Here is a 23,257-nt window from a genome sequence, read left to right on the forward strand (position 1 = left end):
GAGCATGATGGTGTTTGAATTCAACCGAACGCCCCGATCTCGTGCTGGATCGCGCCCGAGATCTCGCGCAGCAGCGCAAAGCACTCTCGCATCGGCTCGACCACGTCGCGATGGAAGGCCGCATAGGCGCCGCCTTCGCGAGGGCCGGCAGGCTCGCCGAAATCGAGCCCCAGCGCCGGGTCGGGGTTAAGCGGGAAAATCTCGCCGAGCAGCGCGAGCGCGCCGGTCATGTCGAGTCGCAGGATGCGCTCGAGCAGGAGTTCGCGCGTCACTCCGGCATGCGGCCGGAAGTCCGGGATATGCGTCGCCGACAGCCAGATCCGGTGCAGCAGCGAAAGGCGCAGCGTGTGCAGCGCCACCAGCCGGACCGGCATCGCCGGCGGCTCGCCCGCCGCCTCCTTTAGCTTCAGCCGATCGGAGGCGAAGCGCCAGAACAGCCTTCGCAGCGAAGGCGCAAGATCGAGTCGCGCCAGCGTCTCGGCCACCGCGAGCAGTTCGTCGCGGCGCCCCTCCTTCTCGGTACGCCGGGCCCGGTCGAACCAGGAGCCGGCATCGAGCGTGTCGAGATAGGCGCGCAGCACGTCAAGATCGCTGTTTGCCATGGCATGGGCCGCAAGCCGGTAGGCCCGGCCGAAGCGTTCGGAACTCTCGCGCATGCTGGCGAACAGATCCGGCGCCCGCGCCGCCGCCTGGCCGATACCGTGCACGCTGTTCGCCAGCCAGCCGAGCTGCTGCAGGATCGCATTGTTGGGTATGGCGCGCAGCTCGCGGGGATGGCGGATCACCGTCGGCCCGCCGGCATCGCTCTGCCGCGCCGCCGGGCGCGAGCCGGTCTTGTCGAGCAGCGACGGGCCGAAGGTACCGATGAGCGCCGCATAGCCGGGATCGTCGACGAGATGCGTCATCTCCTCGCGCACCGTCTGGAAGAACTCCGTGGCGAAATCCGGCTCGGCGTAGATCGGATCGTCTGCGCCGGCAGCCGCGTCAGCGAAGACGGCTTCGGCGATGCGCGCCACCGTCGCGCCCGCAAGCCCCTTGGTGCCGAACAGCAGATAGCCGTCGCTGCCCTGGAAGCTGGTCTCGCGCGTCACCTTGACACCAGCCTTGGCGAAGGCGCGCCGCGGCCATTCCGGATCGAGATAGGCCAGTCGGTCGGCCAGGCTGTCGGGATGGGCGCCGCGTCCGGCCGACTCGCCATGCGTGTCGAAGATCACCAGCTCGATATCGGTGAGCCCGTAGCGCTGTAGCAATTCGAGGATGCGGCTGCGCAGCCGCTCGACCCAGAAGGTCGCGGCGACCTGGCCGATATAGCGGCCGGAATCGGAATAGCCGAACTGGACGCAGAGCCGGCCGTGGCGCTTGAGATAGTCGCGCCAATGCGGGCTGCGCAGCGCCTCGTCGATGATGCGGGGCCCTTGCTCGAGCGCATCTGAAGTCTCAAAGAGCGGCGAGATCTCGACGAGATCGGCGATGCCGAAGCGCCTGGCGAGATAGAGCGCCGACAAGAGCGTATAGCCCGTCTCGGTTTCGGCGATCAGGAAGCGCACCGGCCGCGAGCCGTCGACATGCTTCACGATCTGCGCGACCATCATCATCATTCGCGCCGCCGAGGCGCGCTCGACCGCCAGCGCCCCGAAATCGACCGGCGTCGGCTTCACTTTGGCGAGCGCCTGGTTGACGGCGGCCAGGAAGGCGCGCCGCTGCGCCGGCTGGGCCGGCTCCTCATCGAGCGAGATCACGCCGCGCATGGCGTTGTGAAGCTGCGAGGCGTTCAGCCGGAAATGCGGCAGCGCGATCGAGACGCCATGGGCGATGACGCCCGCCCGCGCCAGGATCAGAGCTTCCGCCGTCGCCTCATCCTCGGCCAGCACGATCGCCTTGTCGAGCGCCGCCAGCAGCTTCGAGGCCTCCGGCAACGCCGCCTCGCGCTCGCCGACCAGCGCCAGCGAGAACGCCTGCAACGGCTCGATTGCGGGCTGGCTGTTGAGCGCCGGACAGAGCGCCAGCTGCCGCTCGACCGCGGCGAGCGCGCCCTCGACCAGCGCCTTCACCTCGGAGGTCGCCGGCGCCTCCGGCAGCTTCTCCAGCAGGCGGAAGAACTGGCCGCGCTTCGACTCCAGCCGGTAGCGCAGCGTGTCCCACCAGCCGATATCGGTGCGCCCGTCGGTGTCGCAGCCGACCCAGGACGCGAGCTGCAGGGCGCGCGGCCTAAGCTCGCGCCAGCGCTGCGGCCAGCGCGCCCGCGCCTCGGCCAGGAAGGCGCCGTTCAGCCGGTCGATCGCGTCGCGGGCGTTGCGCACCGAAAAGCGCGCCTGCTCGAACTCGTCCTGCAGGGTGATCGCCGCATCCGGCCGGAAGGAGAGGTCTGCGGCCCTCAGCGCCGTCGCCTCGCCCTCGTTCGAAGCGAGCTCGGCCAGCGCATGCGCCACTGCCCGGCTCATGCCGAAGGTTGGATGCGCGGTGAAGACGGCGGCGAAGCGTACCCGCGCCAGCGCCGCCGCGTAGGCTTCGAAGGGCTGCGCCGAAGCGCTCGCCTCGTCCGCGACACGCCGGGCCAGCGCGGCATAGGCTTCACTCTCATCGCGCTCCAGCCCGACATAGGCGGCGACGCGCGCTGCCCGGTCGGCGAGTGCGGCGCGGCCGAGCTGGCGGATCAGTGCGGCGGTGTCGGCAAGTGTCACCTCGCCGCGATCCATCTTCCGGGTCAGCCAGAGCGTGACGCGCAGGACCGGATTGCCGAACGGGTCCTCCCGCGCATCCGAGCGCGCCTGCACGATCGCCGCCGACAAGTCGCCCGCCAGCGCCGATGGCGACAATTCCTCCGCACCCGCCACGCCGCTCTCCGCTTTTCAATCGTTTGATGAGCGGGAGCAGGTGAGCAGGAATCCGATTTTGCTGCAACCGCGAAATGGAATGCGGCTCTGCAGCAAGAGTGTGTTGCGCCTGTTGCAGGCGCTCGCCCTCGCGTCGGCAGCGCGGCTGCGGACATGACGCCTGTGTCGCACGCCGCATCCCGCCCTTACAATCACCGTTTCCATAGCCATATCGATATGGACCCGGAGGAGGCCATGGATACGACCGTGCGGCGTAATCTCTCCGGCAACTGGGGCGTCTCCGACCTGCTCGAACGCTCGATCTGCTCGATCATTYGTGACCCGCATGGCAGCTGCTGGATCGTTCTCTCGCAGGATCAGGTCGCGCGCCTGAGCGATATTCGGAAGGGGCCGTTCCTGTCGGTGGATGCCGCCATGACGGCCATCGAGAAAAATCTCAACGGACCATGCCGTCATCGTACGGCAACTGTTCCGACAAACTATTTCCCGTAGAATCCCGGCAGGCGCGAAATAGCCGGCCCCGTCTGTACAACTTCATTTGGCCACATTGCTTCGATAGAAACAGCAAGCAGGCGAAGACTGACCAGCGGGCTCCCTTGATCGGAACCAGCGTCGAGCCTCCTACCCTACCCATCGAGAACAGATCGCTGCTCATGGCAGCCGCATCGCCGCACGCATGTGCTCGGCGAGCTCACCACAAGACCGTGCGGCCTTTGCCGAGCGGCACAAGGACTAAATGCAAGAATCAACCCGACTGAAGTCCCCCGAGACCAGGCGTGTCGCCGATGCGATCGCCAATATGCTTCCGCCGAAATCCGCGCCCGCAAAATCCGCGCCCGATTGGAAGCCGCAGCCCTGCGGCCTCTCCCGTGAGGAACTGCGTCGGATCGTCAGGAAGATGCTGGGATGAGGAGGCTGGACATGACCACACGCCAACCCGGATCCGCGGACTACGACATCCACTTCGCCTCTTCGGGCCCACGCACCAACGCCGCGCCGGTACGGCGGGGCTCATCCGCGCAGGCCAGTTACGAGCGTTATCTCGCTCTGGCCAAGGCCAAGGCCCTCGCCGGCGACCGGATCGAGGCCGAGCGCTTCTATCAATACGCCGAGCACTATCATCGCCTGATCAAGGGCACGGCGGCCTGAGGCCCCGTCTCACCTTTCCGGCGCACGAAGGTCATCACGCGACATAGCACCTGGCCAGGGCGATCTCGGCGCGCAGCGTTTCCGCCAGCTCGGCCCGTCCAAGACGCTCCATTTCGCCAGCCGCATGCTCGCGCTCGCCGATTTCCGCCAAGACCGCCGCCCGCACCTCGGAGCGGCCGAGCAGAAGCCGCTCGACCTCGGCCGAGCCGCTGCGGAAATCATGCTGGGCCATCGCCCCCTGGCCGGCCATTGCGGGCGGTGCCTCGGCATTGTCGATCGCGGCGATGAGTGCCCGGATCAGCTTTGCATCGCCAGTGCGCCCGTTCTTCATCGCGATGCGCAGATCGGTGCGCAACCGGGTTTTCATCTCCGCACCCGCGTCCATTTGCGGGACGATTCCTTCTGTCGTCATTATCCTTATTGATCTCTAAAATTCCTTATATTAGGATTTTATGGTAACAATAGGGAATATTCAATGTCGGATGGACTCGTCACGGTCGAGCAGGCGGCCGCGGAGCTGAACCTCCACCCCAAGACGGTCCTGCGCTACATCCGCGAGGGGCGACTGCCGGCGACGCGGGTCGGAAAATCCTATCGGATCGCCCGCTCCCGGCTGGACGCCTTCGCCGGTCTCGCCAGCGGCAAGTCGGAGGGAACGGCCGCCGCCCGGGCGACCTGCATCCTCGATATCCCCGACATTGCCGTCGAACGGGCGGAGCGCATCGCGACCTTCCTGCAGGCCGTGGCGCTGACCGGCGATGCCGACACCCCACCCTTGCACCTCAGCACAGCGTTCGATCCGCAGGCGAGGAGCCTCAAGGTCGTGCTGATCGGCGCTCCGGCCGATGTCGGACGGCTCCTCGAGATGCTGCAGATGCAGATCGGGAACCGGCCATGAGCGACCCCGTCTACGCGAGCGCCGAGACCGCCGCGGCGATCGAGGCGCATTACCGGCGTGTGCTCGCGAAATGGCCGGTGCCGAGCACGCAGTGGCATCTGCCGACACGCCAGGGCCCAACCTTCGTCGTCGCCTGCGGGCCGGAAGACGCGCCGCCCGTCGTACTGCTCCACGGCTCGCACGCCAATTCGGCAGCCTGGCTGCTCGATGTCGCGCTCTGGTCGACCAGGTTCCGGCTCTACGCGATCGACATGATCGGCGAGCCCGGCCTCAGTGCGAGAGTCCGGCCCGTGCTCGCCGGAGATGCCCACGCCCTCTGGCTCGACGACGTCTTCGCGGGCCTCGGGCTGTCGCAGGCTGCGCTTGTCGGCATGTCGCTGGGCGGCTGGCTGGCGCTCGACTATGCTAGCAGGCGGCCCGGCTTCGCTCGGGCGCTCGCCTTGATCAGCCCGGCCGGTATCGGCCGGCAGAAGAACTTCCTGCTGAAGGCGCTGCCGTTGCTGCTGCTCGGCGGCTGGGGCAGGCGCAAGGCGCGGGAACTGGTGCTGGGTCCCTTTCCAACAGTGCTGCCGGACGCCGTGCGGCCGCTCGCCGAGCTCATGGAGGATATCGGCCGGGCCGTACGTCCACGTATCGTCAGCATCCCCCGGCTGACGGATGCCGAGCTTGCCGACCTCGGCGTGCCGATCCTGGCCGTCCTGGGCGGGCGGGACGTCATGCTCGACTCGGCGGATACGGAGGTAAGGCTGCAACGCGCCGCCCCGCAGGCCGAAATCTGCTTCCTCGCGGACGGCTACCATTTCCTTCCGGATCAGACGGCCCGGGTGATGGCGTTCCTGGAACGGAGCGCCGTCCTGGCGGGGGGCTGACATAGATGAGGACCGCGCCGCAGAACCCCTCTCCTGTAAGGAGAGGGGGAGGGGTAAGGTGTTCGGAGCTGAATCGTTGGCCTGAACCCGACCGCGCGGTCAGCAGTCGCGGAACTGGTCGAACGGCCTGCATCTCACCCTGCCCTCTCCTTCCAGGAGAGGTTTCCCCGCGCCTTCGTCTGACACGCAGCAGCCTCCAACGGGGAAGAAAATGCAATAAGACAAAGACTTGGAGCAGGCCTGCGATTCAAAGAAGCGCGGAACTGCTCTGGCGATCCCGTCTCAAGGAAGCATGTGGCTCCACACACGTGGAAGAGGGGCTTGCATTTCTGTTTGAATGCCAAGCCAGGTTACAACCCAGTTATCCGACGCCCTCTTGTGAAGAACGAATCGGAAAAAATAGACATTAGTATCCGAAGAGATCTTGAATATCAGATCCTTACCTGTCTTTCCATAGAATCTGTCGATAATCTTGTCGTAATAAAAGGGGGTGCCGATGATATCGAGTCCCATAATGGTCTTCCTGAACTGGTCGCCCTCGTAAGGGTGACCAAGCAGGTTCATCGCGCGAATGGCTTCTTCGAATTTGCGAGCAGAAATATTGTCAATAAACTCGATTATTATCGCTTCAACGTCTTCAAGCCTCGTCTCCTTTGGAGCGGCTTGCGGAATGGAGGGATTGGTCTGAGCGATCGAAGAGGAAGGAGTCAGAAGAAGGAGTAAAACCAGCGAGATTGAACGAATAAGGACAGTCACGTCATTATCTCCAGCCTATCGGCAGCTAAGCTCAGAGCCACATCTATTGCAAGGCGTCGATTTCCAAAGCCATTGCCTATCGGCATATGCTGACGCCACGGCGGCGACCGCCCCGCATCCGCACCAGCCATTGCATCCGGCACAACTCATATGCGCCAGCAGCCGCAGACGCCTCCCGGCAGCAATGCTAAACCGGCCTCTTCAGCCACAGCTCGCGAGACCTCGCCTTGCCCAGCTCCCTCTCCCCCGCCCGACTCCAGGCCGCCGTCGATTTCGCGCAGGCGCATGACTCGCCCTGGCCGCGCAGCATGTTCTATCCGGACGGCGCCTATGTCGGGAATCGCGAATGGGACGAGAAGGGCCCCTGGACCGAAATCGTCGGACCGGTCGAGCCGCGCGGCGGACCGGCCGGCGTGGTGCTGCAGGGCGGCAAGGTCGTTGCCGAATGGGGCGATGTCGAGCGCGCCGACATGACCTTCTCGATCGCCAAGAGCTATCTCTCGGTGCTGGCCGGCCTCGCCGTCGCCGACGGCCTGATCGCCGATATCGACGAGCCGGTCGGCAAAAGCGTCGACGGCCCGCATTTCTCCAGCCCGCACAATGCCAGGATCACCTGGCGGCATCTGCTCAACATGAACAGCGAGTGGCAGGGCGAGATCTTCGGCAAATCCGACCAGGTCGACCATTTCAGGCAGATCGGCATCGGCGCCGACAATAGCCGAAAAGGCCAGCGCCGCGACTTGCGCGAGCCCGGCAGCCTCTACGAATACAACGACGTCCGGGTGAATGCGCTGGGATACGCGCTGCTGCGCCGCTTCCGGAAGCCGCTGCCGCAGGTGCTGCGCGAGCGGATCATGGACCCGATCGGCGCCTCAACGGGCTGGCGCTGGGAGGGCTACGAGACCTCTTGGCTCGAGATCGACGGTGAGCGCATGCAGTCGGTCCCCGGCGGCGGCCATTGGGGCGGCGGCCTCTTCATCAGCGCCCGCGACCATGCCCGCTTCGGCCAGCTGATCGCGCAGAAAGGCGTCTGGGACGGGCGCGAGCTGATCCCGTCCTCCTGGCTGGCGCAATCGGTCGTGCCCTCGCCGACCCTGCCGAATTACGGCTTCCTCTGGTGGCTGAACCGCGGCCCCGCCGCCAATCCGAAGTTGCCGGCGAGCGCCTTCAGCGCGCAAGGAGCGGGCAACAACCTGATCTGGATCGACCCCGAGCACGAGCTCGTCGCGGTGCTGCGCTGGATCGACAAGGCCGCGATCGACGGTTTCCTGGAACGGCTGGTCGCGGCGGTGGAATGAAGGGTCTCCTTCTCCCCTCGGGGGGAGAAGGTCCTGGCAGGGGGATGAGGGCGGTACGACCGGGTGAGACAAGGACAGACCGCAGTCAGTCCTTCCCTCATCCGTCAGCGCTTCGCGCTGCCACCTTCTCCCCCGAGGGGAGAAGGGTCGCGTCGCGGTTCGCTCGCCCATGCACCCAGCGTAATGCCTCGTGACGCGGCCACCCTTGCCGCCAACCCCTCCCGCGCCCATAAGCCGCCCTGCTCCCGCAAGGCCCCCGCCCCGTGCCCAATCCCACTTCCCCTCGCCTCGCCATCGGCTTTTCCTGCGGCATCCTCGCCTCGGTCATCTGGGGCGTGCAGGCGGTGGTCTCGCGGCAATCGGTGGCGGCCGGGCTCTCGGCCGGCGACGTCACGATCCTGCGCTTCCTCGCCGCCTCGCTGGTGCTGCTGCCCTTCGCGCTCAAGCGCTTGAAGCCGTTCCCGGTCGGCCGGCTCGGCTGGAAGCGGGCGCTGATCCTCACCGCCTTGGTCGGGCCGAGCTACAGCCTGTTCCTGGTCGGCGGCGCGCATTTCGCCCCGGCGCTGCACTCCTCGGTGATCACGCCCGGGCTGATCCCGGTCGCGACAGCGCTGGTCGCCGTCCTCGTGCTCGGCGACCGCATCAGCCCGCTGCGGGTCATCGGGCTTGCGATCATCGTCGCCGGGGTCGTGGTCTTCTCCTTCGAGGCGATGGCGAACACCCCGACGCGGGAAGGCGCCTGGATCGGCGACCTGCTCTTCGTCCTGATCGCCCTGCTCTGGTCGACATTCGGCCTGCTCGCCCGGCGTTGGGGGGCGGACGCGGTCGAGGTCACCATGGCGACCTGCCTGCTGTCGGTGCCGCTGCTGCCGCTGCTGGCGCTGGTCCAGCCGATCCATCTGCTGCAGGTGGCGCCGCAGGCGATTGCGCTGCAGGCCTTCTATCAGGGCGTGCTGGTCGGCGCGGGCGCACTCTTCCTCTACACCCAGTCCGTCGCCATCCTCGGCGCCGGCCGGGCGGCGCTGTTCCTGCCGCTGGTGCCGGTGATCACGGCACTGGCCGGCGCGATCCTGCTCGGCGAGCAGGCTTCGACGCTGGAGATCGCCGGCATGGCGCTCGCCGTCATCGGCATGGTGGTGGCGCTGAAGGCCCCGAGCAGCGCGTGATCTCCGGCGTCATTCCGGGGCAGGCCGCAGGCCTGAGCCCGGAACCCAGAACCGATGAGAGATATAGGAAGGGCGCGGCGATGGCAGCGCCGCATCGACGGGCGGTAACGGCTCTGGATTCCGGGCTCTTCGCTTCGCGAAGCCCCGGAAAGACGAGCAGCAGCCTCAGCCCTTGTGATCCTTGGCGATCGGCTCGACATAGGCCAGGCCCATGTCCCAGGGAAAATAGATCCAGGTGTCCTGGCTGACCTCGGTGACGAAGGTGTCGACCACCGGCACACCGGCCGGCTTGGCGTAGACCGTGGCGAAATGGGCGTTCGGCAGCATCTCGCGCACGATGCGGGCGGTCTTGCCGGTATCGGTCAGGTCGTCGACGACGAGCACGCCCTTGCCCTTGCCGTCGCCGATGGCGCGGATCGAGGGGGCGATCTCCTTCATCACCTTGAGCTCGGACTGGTTCTTGTAATCGTGATAGCTCGCGATGCAGACCGTCTCGATCATGCGCAGGCCGAGCTCGCGACAGATGATCGCCGCCGGCACGAGCCCGCCGCGGGTGATGCAGACCATCGCCTCGAACGGGCCGGCATCGGCAAGGCGCCAGGCAAGAGCCCGGGCGTCGCGGTGGAACTGGTCCCAGGAAACGGGGAAGGCCTTGTTGGCGGAAGCGTCGGCCATGGCTGGTCCTGCGGCAGGCTGGAAAAGAGCCTTTCGGCAAAGCGCATCCGGAGGGCGCTGGCAATAGCTGCGCGGCGATAATCCCCGCCGCGCGGCGCTTTAATCGCCTAGAACTCGGCCCAGCCGTCGTCGCCCCGGCCGCCGGCCACCCTGGCGCGCGGCGGCGGCATGGGCCTTGCCGGAGCGGCTGCGGCCTTCATCACCGGCAGGACCGCGCGCAAATCCGCGGCCAGTCGCGCAGGCTGGTCGCCGCCAAGCCGGAAGGCGCCGACCAGCGCCGCCAGCGCCTGCGTCTCGCCCTGCAGACCGCGCGACAGCTTCGAGCTGGCGTCGGCCATCAGCGAGTTGCGCTGGGTGATCTCGTCCATATGGGCGACGGTCTTGGCCATTTCCTCGACGCCATTGGCCTGCTCGGTCGCCGCGCTCGAGATCTCGGCGATGGTGCCGGCGACCCGGTTGGCCGCATCGACGATCTCGTCGAGCGTGCGGCCGGCATCCTTGACGAGCTGGACGCCGGAGCGGACCTGCTCGCTCGAATTGGCGATCAGCGACTTGATGCCGTTGGCGGATTCGCTGGAGCGGCCGGCGAGCGCCCTGACCTCCGAGGCGACGACCGCAAAGCCCCGCCCGGCATCGCCGGCGCGGGCCGCCTCGACCGCGGCGTTGAGCGCGAGCAGGTTGGTCTGGAACGAGATCTCGTCGATCATCGAGATGATGTCGGCGATCGAGGCCGAGGCCTGCTCGATCCGGCCCATCGCCGCGACCGCATCGGTGACGATCGCTCCGCCCCGCGAGGCGACGGTCTTGGCCTCGTCGCCGAGCGCCGCCGCCTGGCGCGAATTGCCGGCGCTGGTCTTGATCGAGGCAGCGAGCTCCTCGGTCGTCGCCGCCGTCTCCTGCAGGCTCGCGGCCTGGGATTCGGCGCGCTCGGCCAATTCGACGCTCTCGCTCGCCATCTTGTCGGCGGCGGCACCGACCTTGCTGGAGATCACGCCGACGGCGCTGATCATCTCGGCCATCGTCTCGATCAATTCGTTGATGCCGCCGCAGAGGACCGCGACCTCGCCCTCCTTGCCGGCCATGTCGATGCGCGTCGTCAGGTCCTTGTCCTTGGCCTGGCCGATCACGGCTTGCGCCTCGCCGACCGCCTTGGCGAGCTGGCGCGCAGCCTTCTGCTCGGTGATGTCGGTAGCGTATTTCACCACCTTGGTCGGCCGGCCCTTGGCGTCCATGATCGGATTGTAGCTCGCCTGGATCCAGACCTCGCGGCCACCCTTGCCGAAGCGCTGATACTGGCCGGAATCATATTCGCCGCGGCCGAGCTTCTCCCAGAAAGTGCGGTATTCCGGCGAGCTGCGATAGGCGGCTTCGCAGAACATGGAATGATGCTTGCCCTTGATCTCGCCAAGCGAATAGCCGGTGACGGCGAGGAAGTTCTCGTTGGCATCGAGGATATGGCCGTCGAGCGTGAACTCGATCACCGCCATCGCCTTGCGGATCGCCGAGACCTGCCCGGCCATGTCGGCCTCATGGTTCTTCTGCTCGGTGATGACAGTCGCGAACTTGACCACCTTGACCGGCTTGCCGCCGGAATTGAGGACCGGGTTGTAGCTCGCCTCGATCCAGAGCTCGCGACCGTCGGCGCCGACGCGCAGGAACTGGCGCGCCTCGTATTCGCCGCGCGCCAGCCGCGCCCAGAACGCCTTGTATTCGGCGCTCGCAGCTTCTTCCTTGGTAACGAAGATGCTGTGATGGCGTCCGCGCACCTGATCGAGCGTGTAGCCCATCGCCTTGAGGAAATTCTCGTTGGCATCGAGGATCGTGCCGTCGAGCGCGAAGCTGATCACCGCCGTCGAACGGTTCAGCGCCGCCATTTCTGCCGCGAGATCTCGGCGCGAGGCGCCGCTCCCGAAAGGATTGAGCCGCATGCCTCTTGCCCCCATTTGAATAAGTCAAGAGTGCAAGTAATTGGTTTATGGATTGATAACGACGACGCGAATGCTTTGCGCTCTAGCCGCCGAATACAACGAAAACGCCCCTGAATGTGTCGACGCCACAGATATACGCCTTCATATGCACACAAATGATACAGAAACGCCCCATCTCAATGGAAGACTAAGTCCCAATATCTGGGGCAATGGCAACGATCGCCGTAAAATCGCGAATCAGGATGAGTAACTCGACACTTTATCGGCTATGAACGGTACGTCACACTCTCATAAGGTGTATTTATATGCGCCACAATCAGAAGGGGAATCGCTCGCTTGAGGTGAGTTGATCCTGAGCCGAGGCAATTTTCATCAACTTGCTCCGTAATTTCGACCGCGGCGAAACACGCGCCGGAATGACGGCTCAACCTGACCCTGGCACGTTCTAGCCGCGCAGCCGTACCCGCTCCGCCTCGACCATCGCCCTCACCGCCGCCGTCGCCAGCGCCAGCTTCTCCGGGTCGCGCGAGCGGACGACGATGTTGGTGTCCGGGCCGGTCTCGGACCAGAACGGGTAGGAGCCGATCGAGCAGTCGCCATGGGCTTTGGCGATCTCGGCGAGCGGCGTGCCGATATCGCCCTCGCGCAGGCCCGCCTGCACCGTCTCCGATAGGATCTTGGCGCCGGTCTTCAGCGTCGGCCCGACGACATCGAGCATCGCCTGCATGATCGCCGGCACGCCGGCCATGACATGGACGTTGCCGATCTTGAAGCCCGGCGCCTTCGACACTGAATTGGCAATCAGGTCGGCCCCCGCCGGAATGCGCGCCATCCGCATCCTGGCCTCGTTGAGCTGGTCCTTCGGGAAACGCTCCAGCAGCATGTCGATCGCGCGCTGGTCGTAGTCGATCGGCACGCCGAAGGCGGTGGCGACCGCATCCGCCGTGATGTCGTCATGGGTCGGGCCGATGCCGCCGGTGGTGAAGACATAGGTATAGCGCGAGCGCAGCGCGTTCAGCGCCGAGACGATCTCGTCGGTCAGGTCGGGCACGACCCGGACCTCGCGCAGCTCGATGCCGATATTGGTCAGGTACTCGGCAATGTAGCCGATGTTCTTGTCCTTGGTCCGCCCCGACAGAATCTCGTCGCCGATCACCAGGATCGCGGCGGTGACCACGGGTTGGAAGGCGGGCGATGGCGCTGCCGTCATGGGCTTGTCCCTGCTGTTCGATGTCGCCGCATGCGTGCCCCGATAGGCCAGCGAGCTAAGCCGCTTGCGCGCGAGTGCTCAAGCGTCACGCCAGTCGGGGCGGCCATGCGCGCGCGGCGCAGCGGGTCACGAGGTCGTGCGCTCGTAGACCAGGTTGAGCCGGGTCTGGGCGATCAGCCTGTAGCCCTTGCTCTCCAGCAGGGCCGGCAGGTCGGCCTGCCAGCGGCCGCGCGAATCCTCGACGATGACGAAGCCGGGCCAGAGTGCCTCGGGCGCATCGCGCAGGAAGGGTTCGAGGATCAGGTCCTCGGCGCCCTCGACGTCGAGCTTGATCGCATCGATCCGCTCATAGCCCTCGCTCTGCACCAGAGCGAGCAGGGTCGTCGCCGGCACGCGCACCGAGTTCGCATTGCTGGAGCGCAGGATGCGCACGCTCGATTCGCCCTTGTTGGCGGGGTCGAGGAAGAGCGTCAGCTCGCCCGGCTTGTCGGCAAGCGCGCAGGCGATCGCCTTGACCGTGCCGAACGGGTTCTGGGCGATGTTGTAGGTCAGCCGCGCGAAGATGTCGGGCTGCGGCTCGACTGCGAGAATGCGCGCGCCCCGCCCTGCCCGCGCCGCGACGAACAGCGAATAGGCGCCGATATTGGCGCCGACATCAATGAAGCTGAAACCGTCGCGGATGCGCGAGGCCAGTAGTTCGCGCTCCTGGGCATCGAAATACTGCGGCGTGAACAGCACCCGCTTCTCGCAGACATTGCCCTCGGGGTAGAGCCGCATCTGGGCGCCGAGCGCCTCGATGTCGACGGGCTGGCCCTTGAGCCGGTTGAGCCCGAGGCGGCGCAGCGCGAAGGCGAGCTTGCGGCCGAGGAAGGTGCTGGAGGCGCAGCGCGTCCAGCCGATGATGCGGGCGATGAGCCCCTGCGGCGCGAAAGTGCCGAAAGGCTGGTCCTCGACCGGTCTGATCTCATTGAAAGCCATCGGCGCGCTGTACACCTCGCCGGCCATTCGCGCCAGCCGGATGACGGCGGGCCGCCGACCGCGCTTGCATCCCGCGAGATTCTGGCGCGCTGATGGAGCCCGCGCGCGCATCGTACCGCGAGAGCCCGTTGCATTGGGGTCCAACATGCTCAGATTCGCCTCCACTCTCGTTGCGGTTTTCCTTCTGGCGTTGCCGGCGCAAGCACAGGTCGAGCCGTTCCCCGCGGACTTCAAGACGCAAGAGATCGTCACCAACGGTACAACGCTGCATGTCCGCATCGGCGGCAGTGGGCCGGCGGTTGTGTTACTGCACGGCTACGGTGAGACGGGCGACATGTGGGCGCCAATGGCGGCCGACCTGGCGCGCGAGCGCACCGTGGTCATACCCGATCTGCGCGGCATGGGGCTTTCGGCCCAGACACCCGGCGGTTTCGACAAGAAGAACCAGGCGCACGACATCGCCGGTGTCCTCGACAAGCTCGGCATCGCCAAGGCCGACCTCGTGACCCATGACATCGGCAACATGGTCGGCTTTGCCCTTGCCGCCCAGTACCGGGACCGCATCTCCCGCTTCGTCCTGATCGACGCGCCGGTCCCCGGTGTCGGCCCCTGGGAGGAAATCCTCAAGAACCCGCTGCTCTGGCACTTCCGCTTCGGCGGGCCGGACATGGAGCGCTTGGTCGCCGGGCGCGAGCGCATCTATCTCGACCGCTTCTGGAACGAGTTTTCCGCGACGCCCAGCCGCTTCAGCGAGGCGGCACGCCAGCATTACACGGCACTCTACGCCCGTCCGGGCGCGATGCATTCCGGCTTCGCCCAATTCGCGGCTTTCGACCAGGACGCGATCGACAACAAGGCCTTCCTCGCGCAGCAGGGCAAACTCGCGATGCCGGTACTGGCACTGGGTGGCGAGAAGTCGTTCGGACTGACCATGGCCGTGGTGATGCGCTTTGCCGCGACAGATGTCAGCGAAGGCATCGTCCCGGATTCCGGCCACTGGATCATGGAAGAGAATCCGAAGGCGACCGTCGCGGCAGTCCGCAGCTTCCTCATCCGCGTACCCTGAGCGTCGCTGTCGCCGGAGCGAGCCATCGAGCCGGCTCGGTCGGCGGCGCTTGCACCGCTACCCAAACCCAATAGATAAGGAGGTCAAGGAGCGGCCTTACGGAATGACCCTGAACGAATCGATCTCGCGCGGGCGGCGCGACCCCGCCATCAAGCTGCATGGACCAGAGGCCTTCGCGGCGATGCGCAAGGCCGGGCAGCTGACCGCGCGCGGCCTCGACATGCTCGCCGGCGAAGTCAAGCCCGGCGTGACCACCCAACGCCTCGACGATCTCGCCTTCCAGTTCGCCATGGACAATGGCGCCTATCCGGCAACGCTGTTCTATCGCGGCTACACCAAGTCGATCTGCACCTCGATCAACCACGTCGTCTGTCACGGCATCCCTGACGACAAGCCGATGCGCGAGGGCGACATCGTCAACATCGACTACACCCTGATCGTCGATGGTTGGCATGGCGATTCCAGCCGGATGTTCGCGGTCGGCGATATCCCGCGCAAGGCCGAGCGGCTGGTCGAGATCACCTATGAGAGCCTGCTGCGCGGCATCCGCGCCACGCGCCCTGGTGCGACCACCGGCGATATCGGCTTTGCCATCCAGCGCTATGCCGAGGGCGAGCGCTGCTCTGTCGTGCGCGATTTCTGCGGCCACGGCCTCGGCCAAGTCTTCCACGACGCGCCGAACATCCTGCACTATGGCAGCCCCGGCGAAGGCGTCGAGCTCAAGCCCGGCATGCTCTTCACCATCGAGCCGATGATCAATCTCGGCAAGGCGAGCGTGAAGGTGCTCTCCGACGGCTGGACGGCGGTGACGCGCGACCGCTCGCTCTCGGCCCAGTTCGAGCACACGGTCGGCGTGACCGAGACGGGCTGCGAGATATTCACGCTCTCGCCCGCCGGCCTCGACAATCCGCTCGCCCGCACATGAAGACCAGCGGCAACGGCAAACCAGCCCCGATTGCCGCTGCCTCGGACGACGCCCCGCCGCACCATCTCGGCCATCGCGACCGTTTGCGCCAGCGCTTCCTCGACGCCGGCGACGCCGCTTTGCCCGATTACGAACTGCTCGAGCTCCTGCTCTTCCGCTCGATCCCGCAGCGCGACGTCAAGCCGCTCGCCAAGCAGCTGATCCAGTATTTCGGCTCCTTCGCCGAAGTGATCGGCGCGCCGGTCGCACGGCTGAGGGAGGTCAAGGGCGTCGGCGAGAGCGTCGCGCTCGATCTCAAGATCGTCGAGGCGGCGCTGAAGCGCACGATGAAGGGCCAGGTCGCCAAGAAGCCGGTGCTCTCCTCCTGGTCTTCGGTGATCGACTATTGCCGCCTCGCCATGGCCTTCGCCGAGCGCGAGCAGTTCCGCATCCTCTTCCTCGACAAGAAGAACGCGCTGATCGCCGACGAGGTGCAGCAGACCGGCACGGTCGACCACACCCCGGTCTACCCGCGCGAGGTGATGCGCCGGGCGCTGGAGCTCTCGGCGACCGCACTGATCCTGGTGCACAACCACCCGTCCGGCGACCCGACTCCATCCGGGGCCGATATGCGCATGACGCGCGAGCTCGTCGACATCGCCAAACCACTCGGCATCGCCATCCACGACCACATCATCGTCGGTCGCGACGGCCATGCCAGCTTCAAGGGGCTGGGGCTGATCTGACGCCGCTCACGGGCACAAACGCCGGGCAGCGTCATGGCCGGCCTTGAGCCCGCTATCTCGGGCCGAAAGAGGTTCCAGCCCGAGAATGACGAGAGCTGTCACACCTCCCGCATCGCGATGCCGAACTCCCCCAGCCTCCGCATCGCTGTCACTGCGCCGTGATGCCGATCTTCTTGATCAGCGCGCCCCAGCGCTCGGTTTCGGCTCGCACGAAGGCGTCGAGCTCCTCCGGCGTCGAATGCGTCAGCTCGATCGAACTCATGCGCTTGCCAACATCCGGCGAGGCCATGATGCGTTTCAGTTCGGCGTTGAGCTTGGCGATAATCGGCTTTGGCGTCGCCGCCGGCGCGAACAGGCCGTACCATTCGGTGACGACGACGTCGAAGCCCTGCTCGGCGAAGGTCGGCGTCTCCTTCATCGAGGGATAACGCTCAGCCGACGAGATCGCGAGCGCCTTGACCTGGCCGGCGCGGTATTGCTCATAAGCTTGGCCGACGGTGCCGAATTGCAAGGCGAGATGACCGGCGATGAGATCGTTCAACGCCGGCGCGCCGCCGCGATAGAGCACATGCGTCATCGCGGCGCCCGATGCGATCTTGAACTGTTCGGCGGTCAAATGCGTCATTGTGCCGACGCCGGCGGAACCGAAATCGACGCCTCCCTGCTTGGTCTTCGCCAGCGCGACGAGTTCGACCAGATCGTTCGCGGGCAGCGACGGCGTGGCGTATAGCACCACCGGCGTGCGCGCGAGCATGGCGATGGGCGCGAAATCGCGCTGCGCGTCATACGCGACCTTCGCATAGAGCGCCGGATTGGTGGTGAGGTTGCTCACCGTCATGAGCAGCGTGTAGCCGTCGGGCTCCGCCTTCGCCGCCGCGCCGGTGCCGACCATCGTGCTTGCGCCAGGCCGCGCCTCGACGATCACCTGCTGGCCCCATCGCTCCGACAGGCTGTGCGCCACCACCCGCGCCAGCGCATCGACCGATCCGCCGGCCGGAAACGGCACGATGATCTTGATCGGACGATCCGGATATTTCTCAGACCCGGTTTGCGCGTCGACCGCGGGCGCGAACGCAAAAAGGAAAACGCCCGCCAACGCAGACAGCCGCCTGCATGCGCGCCAAAGAAGCTGCCGCATCTCATCCTCCCAGAAGACCGCGGTCTGTTGCGCATCGCCGCCGGCCAACGCCAGGCGGCCTGCCTATTGCCGCGATTGCCGTGGACAATACCACTGAATAAGCAGATATTGCGAATCGTAACTGCTTATAGAGCAAATATATAAACATTAATCTGCTGAAACAGCATTATTTTTTGGATTCAGCAGCAAGCGGCAGGGCCTCCCTGCGCGGCCGCATTGGCATCGACGCATACGCGAGCCGGCTGCTGACGATCGATTGCCACCGCCTATATGAGCTGCGCCCGCGAGGTCGGCACCGAATGGTACGCGCTCTCTGCCGCGCTGAAGGGCAGCGAGGCCATGGAGGCGGTGCAGCGCGAGCTCGTCGCCCGCTATGTCGGAATCTGGCGTGACGCCTTCGCGCCGCATGCGAGCCATCTGCCAGCGGACGAATTGAACCTGCGCTGCACCGGCATCCTTGGCGCAGGCGAGGCGATCTCGCTCGAGCTGCTACGCAGCCATGTCGACGAGGCGCGGGCTGCCGCCAGCCTCGAGGTCTTGATCACGGCTGCGATCGGCGCCCCGCCCGCCTTCCCAGGCTGAACCCCACCGCTATCAATCCGGGTCAAACAGCGTCCGGCCGACGGTTTCGGCTTCGGTGAGCCAATGTGCCCGCTCGTCGTCGGAGCTGCCGACGACCGGCCGAAAAACATGCCGGGTATAGGTCTCCACGCCGCAATACGGCAGTACACAGCGCCCCCAGATCGCTTCGAGCGGATCACCCAACTCCTTCTCCTCACGCTGCGCTGGCGTGTCGGAGGTGTTCAGGATGAGCGCAGTCCTGATCGCCAGCAGCCCCTCCGGCAAACCGGCCGCAGTGCTCAGGCGATAGGCCACGCCTGGAACCAGAACGCGATCCATCCAGCCCGATAAAATCGCGGGTGGCTTACCCCACCAATTCGGATGGACGACGAACAGGCCATCGGCATCCGCGATATCGGACCGATGCTGTCGAACAACCGGGTCTTCGGCGCGCGAGAGCGCCGCCTCGAGCGTATCGCCGACCGTATAAGCTTCATCGGCCTTCAGACAGGGATCGAACCCTTCGGCGTAAAGGTCGTGATGGATGACAATGTGTCCAGCATCCGACAGCACGGTCCGAACACGGTCCGAAATCGCATGGCAGAAACTCGACTCGCGAGGATGAGCGACCAGGGACAGAATGCGCATGATCGACATGCGACTACACCGCGCCGGAGTCCGCAAGACCATTGCTGATCTCCTAAACCTGGCTCGCATCCGCGGTCTGCCGTCCTGTTCGATTGGGCTCGGCTGCGCTTCGGGCCAGACGACCGCGCGCCGTCACCTGCCCAAGAATGAGGCAAGCCCAGCCAAAGTGCTTGGCAAAGAACCCCTTTCCGAACGCGAGCGAATGCGCATAGGCTACCTCAAACAGGGGAAGACGGCTGCATGGTCGCATTCGACGAGATGACAGGGGGAGAAGGCGGCCTGCGGGCGGCCTATGGCGAACTCGATCGCTGGCTGAAGGAGGCGCCGCCAGAGATGCTGGCGCTGCGCCGCTCACAGGCCGAGCTGTTCTTTCGCCGGATCGGCATCACCTTTGCCGTCTATGGCGACGAGGAATCGACCGAACGCCTGATCCCCTTCGACATCATCCCGCGCGTGCTGACCAAGCCGGAATGGACAAAGCTGGAAAAGGGCCTGCGCCAGCGCGTCACCGCGCTCAACATGTTCCTGGCCGACGTCTACGGGAAGAAGGAGTGCCTGAAGGCCGGCATCATCCCGCCTGAGCTGGTCTATCGCAACGCCTGCTACCAGTTGCAGATGGTCGATTTCCAGGTGCCGCACGGCATCTACTGCCACATCGCCGGCATCGACATCGTCCGCGTCGACGCCGACACCTTCTATGTGCTCGAAGACAACGCCCGCACGCCGTCGGGCGTCTCCTACATGATGGAGAACCGTGAGGTGATGCTTCGGCTCTTCCCGGAGCTCTTCGCCACGCACCGTGTCGCGCCGGTCGACAATTACCCCGACCAGTTGCTGGCGACCTTGCGCTCGGTTGCCCCGCGCTCGGCCTCCTCCGATCCGACGATCTGCCTGCTGACCCCCGGCCAGTACAATTCGGCCTTCTACGAGCACTCCTTCCTGGCCGACAAGCTCGGCGTCGAACTGGTCGAAGGCTCGGACCTGCTGGTCAAGGACGACGTCGTCTACATGCGCACGACGCAGGGTCCGAAGCGCGTCGACGTGATCTACCGCCGCATCGACGACGACTTCATCGACCCGCTGGTCTTCCGTAGCGACTCGATACTCGGCGTACCCGGCATCATCGGCGCCTACAAAGCCGGCAACGTCACGCTCGCCAATGCAGTCGGCACCGGCGTCGCCGACGACAAGGCGGTCTACAGCTACATGCCGGAAATCGTGAAATTCTTCACCGGCGAGGAGCCGATCCTGAAGAACGTCCCGACCTATCGCTGCCGCGAGCGCGAGGCCAACGCCTATGTGCTCGACAATCTCGACAAGCTCGTCGTCAAGGAGGTCAACGGCTCCGGCGGTTACGGCATGCTGGTCGGCCCACATGCCAGCAAGGCGCAGCTCGAGACCTTCCGCCAGAAGCTGAAGGACCAGCCCGAGGGCTTCATCGCCCAGCCGACGCTGGCGCTCTCGACCTGCCCGACCTTCGTCGCCTCGGGCGTGGCGCCGCGCCATGTCGATCTGCGCCCCTACGTCCTCTCCGGTGCCAACGGCATCTCCTGCGTCCCGGGCGGCCTGACCCGCGTCGCGCTCAAGGAGGGCTCGCTCGTGGTCAATTCCAGCCAGGGCGGCGGCACTAAGGACACCTGGGTGCTCGACGCATGACGAAACCCGCCTTCACCCCAGTTCGCATCACCCCGGAAGCCCGGACCTGAGCATGCTTTCCCGTACCGCCGACAGTCTCTACTGGGTCTCGCGCTATGTGGAGCGGGCCGAGTACCTCGCCCGTATCCTCGATGCCACCACCCGCCTGACCAACCTGCCCTCCGCTTATGGCGGCGCCGGCACCGAATGGCAGAGCGCGGTCGCCACCGCCGGCTGCGAGGAGACCTTCGCCAAGGCCTATGGCGAGGCGAACGAGCGCAATGTCTGCGATTTCCTCAGCTTCAACCCGGACAACCCGACCTCGATCCGCAACTGCTTCGCGCTGGCCCGCTCGAACGCCCGCGCCGTCCGCACCGCGCTGACCTCGGAGATGTGGGATGCGCTCAACGGCGCCTGGCTCGAGCTCCAGCGCTTCGAGCGCAGGCGCATGGACCGCGAGGAGTTCGCCCGCTTCCTCGACTGGGTGAAGAACGTTTCACTGACCTTCGACGGCTCGGCCTACCGGACCATGCTGCGCGACGACGGCTACTGGTTCTCACGCCTCGGCGTGAACATCGAACGGGCCGACAACACCGCCCGCATCCTCGACGTGAAATACCATGTCCTCCTGCCCGAGACCGAGCAGGTCGGCGGCTCGCTCGACTATTTCCAGTGGACGACGATGCTGCGCGAGGTCTCGGCGCTGACGGCCTATCACTGGGTCTACCGCCAGGCTGTGAAGCCGACGCTGATCGCCGATCTTCTGATCCTCAACAAGCGCATGCCGCGCTCGCTGGCGAGCTGCTACGAGAACATCTCGCGCTTCCTCGACCAGATCGGCGATGCCTATAACCGGCATGGCCCGGCCCAGCGCCAGGCCCGCAAGACGCTGACCAATTTCGACAACACGCCGATCGAGCAGGTACTCCAGCGCGGGCTGCACGAATTCATCGAGGACTTCATCACCGAGAACAACCGCCTCGGACACGTCATCGTCGAACAATATCTGCAGTAAGGGCTTCCCTTCCGCTCCTCAATTTGGATTGCTTGCCGCATGCGGATCCGGATTTCCCACAGCATCGCCTATTCTTATGCCGAGCCGGTGCGTCAGCTTCGGCAGGTGTTGCGGCTGACGCCGCGCGATCATGAGGGCCAGCACGTCGTCTCCTGGCGGATCGCGCCCAATATCGACGGACGCCTGCATGCCGGACAGGATCCGTTTGGCAACATCACCCACGACTTCTCGGCTGAGGGCCCGATCGAAGGCTATACGATCGAGATCAACGGCCTGGTCGAGACGGTCGATCTCGCGGGCGCGGTCCGCGGCACGGTCGAGAAGGTGCCGCCGGACGTGTTCATGCGCGACACCCTCCTGACGCAAGCCAACGAGGCGGTGCGGGCGCTCGCCGGCACCGCCGCCGGCCGCGGCGGCAGCGACCTCACCAAGCTGCACGCGCTCATGGAGACGATCAACGCCGAGATTCGCTGCATCCCGACGGCCGACCATCTCGGCATCGGCGCCGCGGCCTGCGCGAAAGCCGGCGAAGGCATCCCGCAGGACGTCGCCCATGTCTTCATGACCTGCGCCCGCCTGCTCGGCGCGCCGGCGCGTTATGTCTCCGGCTATGTCGCGGCCTCGGACACCCTGCGCCATGCCGACGGCGCCCATGCCTGGGCCGAGGCCTGGCTGCCCGATTATGGCTGGATCGGTTTCGATGCCGCCAACGGGCTCTGCCCGATCGACACCCATGTGCGCGTCGCCGCCGGGCTCGACTTCGCCGACGCCGCCCCGGTCCGCGGTGCCCGTACCGGGGGCCAGGGCGAGAGCCTCCTGGTCGAGGTCAGCGCCCAGGCGGCCAAGCCACGATTCCAGGGGCAGTAACTGCCTGTGCGCATTGTCCCCGTCACGAGCGCCTGATACCAGCTCGCTCGCCCTTCCGGCGTGCCCTGGAGATCGATCGTGACCTATTGCGCCGGCATCCTCGTCCAGGACGGGCTCGTGATGATCGCCGACACCCGCACCAATGCCGGGCTCGACGACATCTCGACCTTCCGCAAGCTGCACGTCTTCTCCTGGCCGGGTGAGCGGACGATGGCGCTCGCCACCGCCGGCAACCTCTCGGTCACGCAGTCGGTCGTCAGCCTGCTCCATGAAGGCATTCCCAATCCGGAGACGGGCGAGGTCGAGACGCTGCAGAACGCGCCCTCGATGTTCCGCGCCGCGCAGCTCGTCGGCCGCGCCGTGCGCATCGTGCGCGAGACCGATGGCGAGGCGCTGCGCGAGGCCGGTCTCAAATACGACATGTCGCTGCTGTTCGGCGGCCAGATCGTCGGCCAACCGATGCGGCTCTTCATGGTCTATTCGGCCGGCAACTTCATCGAATGCGGCATGGACGCGCCCTTCCTGCAGATCGGCGAGCACAAATACGGCAAGCCGATCCTCGACCGCGCCGTCACCTTCAAGTCGCATCTCTACGACGCGCTCAAGGTCGGGTTGATCTCGATGGATTCGACCATGCGCTCGAATCTCGGCGTCGGCCTGCCGATCGATATCATCGTGCTCCGGCGCGATGCCGCAGCGCCTGAGCTGAACCGCCGCATCGAGGCCGGCGAGCCCTATTTCCATGATCTGCGCGAGCGCTGGTCGGCTGCCTTGCGCGCCGCCCATATGGCGATCCCGCGCCCGCCCTACGAGCCGACCGGCGAATAGCCTCGAGCCGGCGATTTCGGCCGGAAAATCCGTAGCTTCGCTGACTTCCCGGCGATTCTGGAAACCGGATAGCAAGATTCCCCTGCCA

The 23,257-nt window shown here is 65.8% G+C and carries 23 protein-coding genes; 14 read left to right on the forward strand and 9 right to left on the reverse strand.

Annotation, left to right across the window (positions count from 1 at the left end; translation table 11 throughout):
- Positions 1 to 20 precede the first annotated feature (20 nt).
- Positions 21 to 2,696, reverse strand: coding sequence for a phosphoenolpyruvate carboxylase (locus AC1DS0_RS14195; RefSeq protein ID WP_476815172.1), 2,676 nt, complete (start codon positions 2,694 to 2,696; stop codon positions 21 to 23).
- 372 nt (positions 2,697 to 3,068) lie between these two features.
- On the opposite strand from AC1DS0_RS14195, the gene AC1DS0_RS14200 reads away from it, so the two are divergent.
- Positions 3,069 to 3,326 carry a hypothetical protein gene (locus AC1DS0_RS14200; RefSeq protein ID WP_476814950.1) on the forward strand — a complete coding sequence of 86 codons (258 nt, stop codon included), beginning with the start codon at positions 3,069 to 3,071 and terminating at the stop codon, positions 3,324 to 3,326.
- 429 nt (positions 3,327 to 3,755) lie between these two features.
- Positions 3,756 to 3,983, forward strand: coding sequence for a DUF4167 domain-containing protein (locus tag AC1DS0_RS14205; protein ID WP_476814951.1), 228 nt, complete (start codon positions 3,756 to 3,758; stop codon positions 3,981 to 3,983).
- A 34-nt stretch (positions 3,984 to 4,017) separates the two neighbouring features.
- On the opposite strand, the gene AC1DS0_RS14210 is transcribed toward AC1DS0_RS14205, so the two are convergent.
- The gene (locus AC1DS0_RS14210) at positions 4,018 to 4,350 is read right to left on the reverse strand and encodes a GatB/YqeY domain-containing protein (protein ID WP_476814952.1); all 333 of its coding nucleotides are present in this window, start codon (positions 4,348 to 4,350) and stop codon (positions 4,018 to 4,020) included.
- A 108-nt stretch (positions 4,351 to 4,458) separates the two neighbouring features.
- On the opposite strand from AC1DS0_RS14210, the gene AC1DS0_RS14215 reads away from it, so the two are divergent.
- The gene (locus tag AC1DS0_RS14215; RefSeq protein WP_476814953.1) at positions 4,459 to 4,881 is read left to right on the forward strand and encodes a helix-turn-helix domain-containing protein; all 423 of its coding nucleotides are present in this window, start codon (positions 4,459 to 4,461) and stop codon (positions 4,879 to 4,881) included.
- Entirely contained in the window at positions 4,878 to 5,750 is an 873-nt protein-coding gene (locus AC1DS0_RS14220; protein WP_476814954.1) for an alpha/beta fold hydrolase, read from the forward strand. The genes AC1DS0_RS14215 and AC1DS0_RS14220 overlap by 4 nt, the downstream gene beginning before the upstream one ends.
- A gap of 282 nt (positions 5,751 to 6,032) precedes the next feature.
- On the opposite strand, the gene AC1DS0_RS14225 is transcribed toward AC1DS0_RS14220, so the two are convergent.
- Entirely contained in the window at positions 6,033 to 6,506 is a 474-nt protein-coding gene (locus tag AC1DS0_RS14225) for a hypothetical protein (protein WP_476814955.1), read from the reverse strand.
- Positions 6,507 to 6,733: 227 nt separating this feature from the next.
- Here AC1DS0_RS14225 and AC1DS0_RS14230 point away from each other — a divergent pair, with 227 nt between their 5' ends.
- Together AC1DS0_RS14230 and AC1DS0_RS14235 are read left to right on the forward strand one after the other, a co-directional pair.
- Positions 6,734 to 7,804 (forward strand): serine hydrolase domain-containing protein, encoded by a 1,071-nt coding sequence (locus AC1DS0_RS14230; RefSeq protein WP_476814956.1) that lies wholly within the window; start codon positions 6,734 to 6,736, stop codon positions 7,802 to 7,804.
- A gap of 263 nt (positions 7,805 to 8,067) precedes the next feature.
- Positions 8,068 to 8,970, forward strand: a complete 903-nt coding sequence (locus AC1DS0_RS14235; protein ID WP_476814957.1) for a DMT family transporter — start codon at positions 8,068 to 8,070, stop codon at positions 8,968 to 8,970.
- Positions 8,971 to 9,135: 165 nt separating this feature from the next.
- Here the strand turns inward: AC1DS0_RS14235 and gpt are convergent, their stop codons facing one another.
- The 4 genes from gpt to AC1DS0_RS14255 all read right to left on the reverse strand — a co-directional run bounded on the left by gpt (position 9,136) and on the right by AC1DS0_RS14255 (position 13,788).
- Positions 9,136 to 9,645 (reverse strand): xanthine phosphoribosyltransferase, encoded by a 510-nt coding sequence (gene gpt, locus AC1DS0_RS14240; RefSeq protein ID WP_152012686.1) that lies wholly within the window; start codon positions 9,643 to 9,645, stop codon positions 9,136 to 9,138.
- 107 nt (positions 9,646 to 9,752) lie between these two features.
- Positions 9,753 to 11,573 (reverse strand): methyl-accepting chemotaxis protein, encoded by a 1,821-nt coding sequence (locus AC1DS0_RS14245; RefSeq protein WP_476814958.1) that lies wholly within the window; start codon positions 11,571 to 11,573, stop codon positions 9,753 to 9,755.
- Between the two features lie 445 nt (positions 11,574 to 12,018).
- Positions 12,019 to 12,783 carry a competence/damage-inducible protein A gene (locus AC1DS0_RS14250; RefSeq protein ID WP_476814959.1) on the reverse strand — a complete coding sequence of 255 codons (765 nt, stop codon included), beginning with the start codon at positions 12,781 to 12,783 and terminating at the stop codon, positions 12,019 to 12,021.
- Positions 12,784 to 12,909: 126 nt separating this feature from the next.
- Positions 12,910 to 13,788: an FkbM family methyltransferase gene (locus AC1DS0_RS14255; RefSeq protein ID WP_476814960.1), complete on the reverse strand. Its 879-nt coding sequence runs from the start codon at positions 13,786 to 13,788 to the stop codon at positions 12,910 to 12,912.
- A 118-nt stretch (positions 13,789 to 13,906) separates the two neighbouring features.
- Between AC1DS0_RS14255 and AC1DS0_RS14260 the strand changes: the two genes are divergently transcribed.
- The 3 genes from AC1DS0_RS14260 (at position 13,907) to radC (ending at position 16,477) form a co-directional block, all read left to right on the forward strand.
- The gene (locus AC1DS0_RS14260) at positions 13,907 to 14,827 is read left to right on the forward strand and encodes an alpha/beta fold hydrolase (RefSeq protein WP_476814961.1); all 921 of its coding nucleotides are present in this window, start codon (positions 13,907 to 13,909) and stop codon (positions 14,825 to 14,827) included.
- Between the two features lie 103 nt (positions 14,828 to 14,930).
- Positions 14,931 to 15,752: a type I methionyl aminopeptidase gene (gene map, locus AC1DS0_RS14265; RefSeq protein ID WP_476814962.1), complete on the forward strand. Its 822-nt coding sequence runs from the start codon at positions 14,931 to 14,933 to the stop codon at positions 15,750 to 15,752.
- Positions 15,749 to 16,477: a RadC family protein gene (radC, locus tag AC1DS0_RS14270; RefSeq protein ID WP_476814963.1), complete on the forward strand. Its 729-nt coding sequence runs from the start codon at positions 15,749 to 15,751 to the stop codon at positions 16,475 to 16,477. Before map ends, radC begins: the two co-directional genes overlap by 4 nt.
- 148 nt (positions 16,478 to 16,625) lie before the next feature.
- Here radC and AC1DS0_RS14275 read toward each other — a convergent pair whose 3' ends face one another.
- Positions 16,626 to 17,663 (reverse strand): Bug family tripartite tricarboxylate transporter substrate binding protein, encoded by a 1,038-nt coding sequence (locus tag AC1DS0_RS14275; RefSeq protein ID WP_476814964.1) that lies wholly within the window; start codon positions 17,661 to 17,663, stop codon positions 16,626 to 16,628.
- 222 nt (positions 17,664 to 17,885) lie between these two features.
- Here AC1DS0_RS14275 and AC1DS0_RS14280 point away from each other — a divergent pair, with 222 nt between their 5' ends.
- Positions 17,886 to 18,197 carry a hypothetical protein gene (locus tag AC1DS0_RS14280; RefSeq protein WP_476814965.1) on the forward strand — a complete coding sequence of 104 codons (312 nt, stop codon included), beginning with the start codon at positions 17,886 to 17,888 and terminating at the stop codon, positions 18,195 to 18,197.
- A gap of 12 nt (positions 18,198 to 18,209) precedes the next feature.
- On the opposite strand, the gene AC1DS0_RS14285 is transcribed toward AC1DS0_RS14280, so the two are convergent.
- Positions 18,210 to 18,833, reverse strand: coding sequence for an NAD(P)H-dependent oxidoreductase (locus AC1DS0_RS14285; RefSeq protein WP_476814966.1), 624 nt, complete (start codon positions 18,831 to 18,833; stop codon positions 18,210 to 18,212).
- A gap of 231 nt (positions 18,834 to 19,064) precedes the next feature.
- Between AC1DS0_RS14285 and AC1DS0_RS14290 the strand changes: the two genes are divergently transcribed.
- The 4 genes from AC1DS0_RS14290 (at position 19,065) to AC1DS0_RS14305 (ending at position 23,169) form a co-directional block, all read left to right on the forward strand.
- Positions 19,065 to 20,480 carry a circularly permuted type 2 ATP-grasp protein gene (locus AC1DS0_RS14290; protein ID WP_476814967.1) on the forward strand — a complete coding sequence of 472 codons (1,416 nt, stop codon included), beginning with the start codon at positions 19,065 to 19,067 and terminating at the stop codon, positions 20,478 to 20,480.
- Between the two features lie 52 nt (positions 20,481 to 20,532).
- Positions 20,533 to 21,474: an alpha-E domain-containing protein gene (locus tag AC1DS0_RS14295; protein ID WP_152012696.1), complete on the forward strand. Its 942-nt coding sequence runs from the start codon at positions 20,533 to 20,535 to the stop codon at positions 21,472 to 21,474.
- Between the two features lie 39 nt (positions 21,475 to 21,513).
- Positions 21,514 to 22,341 carry a transglutaminase family protein gene (locus AC1DS0_RS14300; RefSeq protein ID WP_476814968.1) on the forward strand — a complete coding sequence of 276 codons (828 nt, stop codon included), beginning with the start codon at positions 21,514 to 21,516 and terminating at the stop codon, positions 22,339 to 22,341.
- A gap of 78 nt (positions 22,342 to 22,419) precedes the next feature.
- The gene (locus tag AC1DS0_RS14305) at positions 22,420 to 23,169 is read left to right on the forward strand and encodes a proteasome-type protease (protein WP_476814969.1); all 750 of its coding nucleotides are present in this window, start codon (positions 22,420 to 22,422) and stop codon (positions 23,167 to 23,169) included.
- Positions 23,170 to 23,257: the final 88 nt, after the last annotated feature.

This window comes from Allobosea sp. P4_H5 (assembly GCF_056400825.1).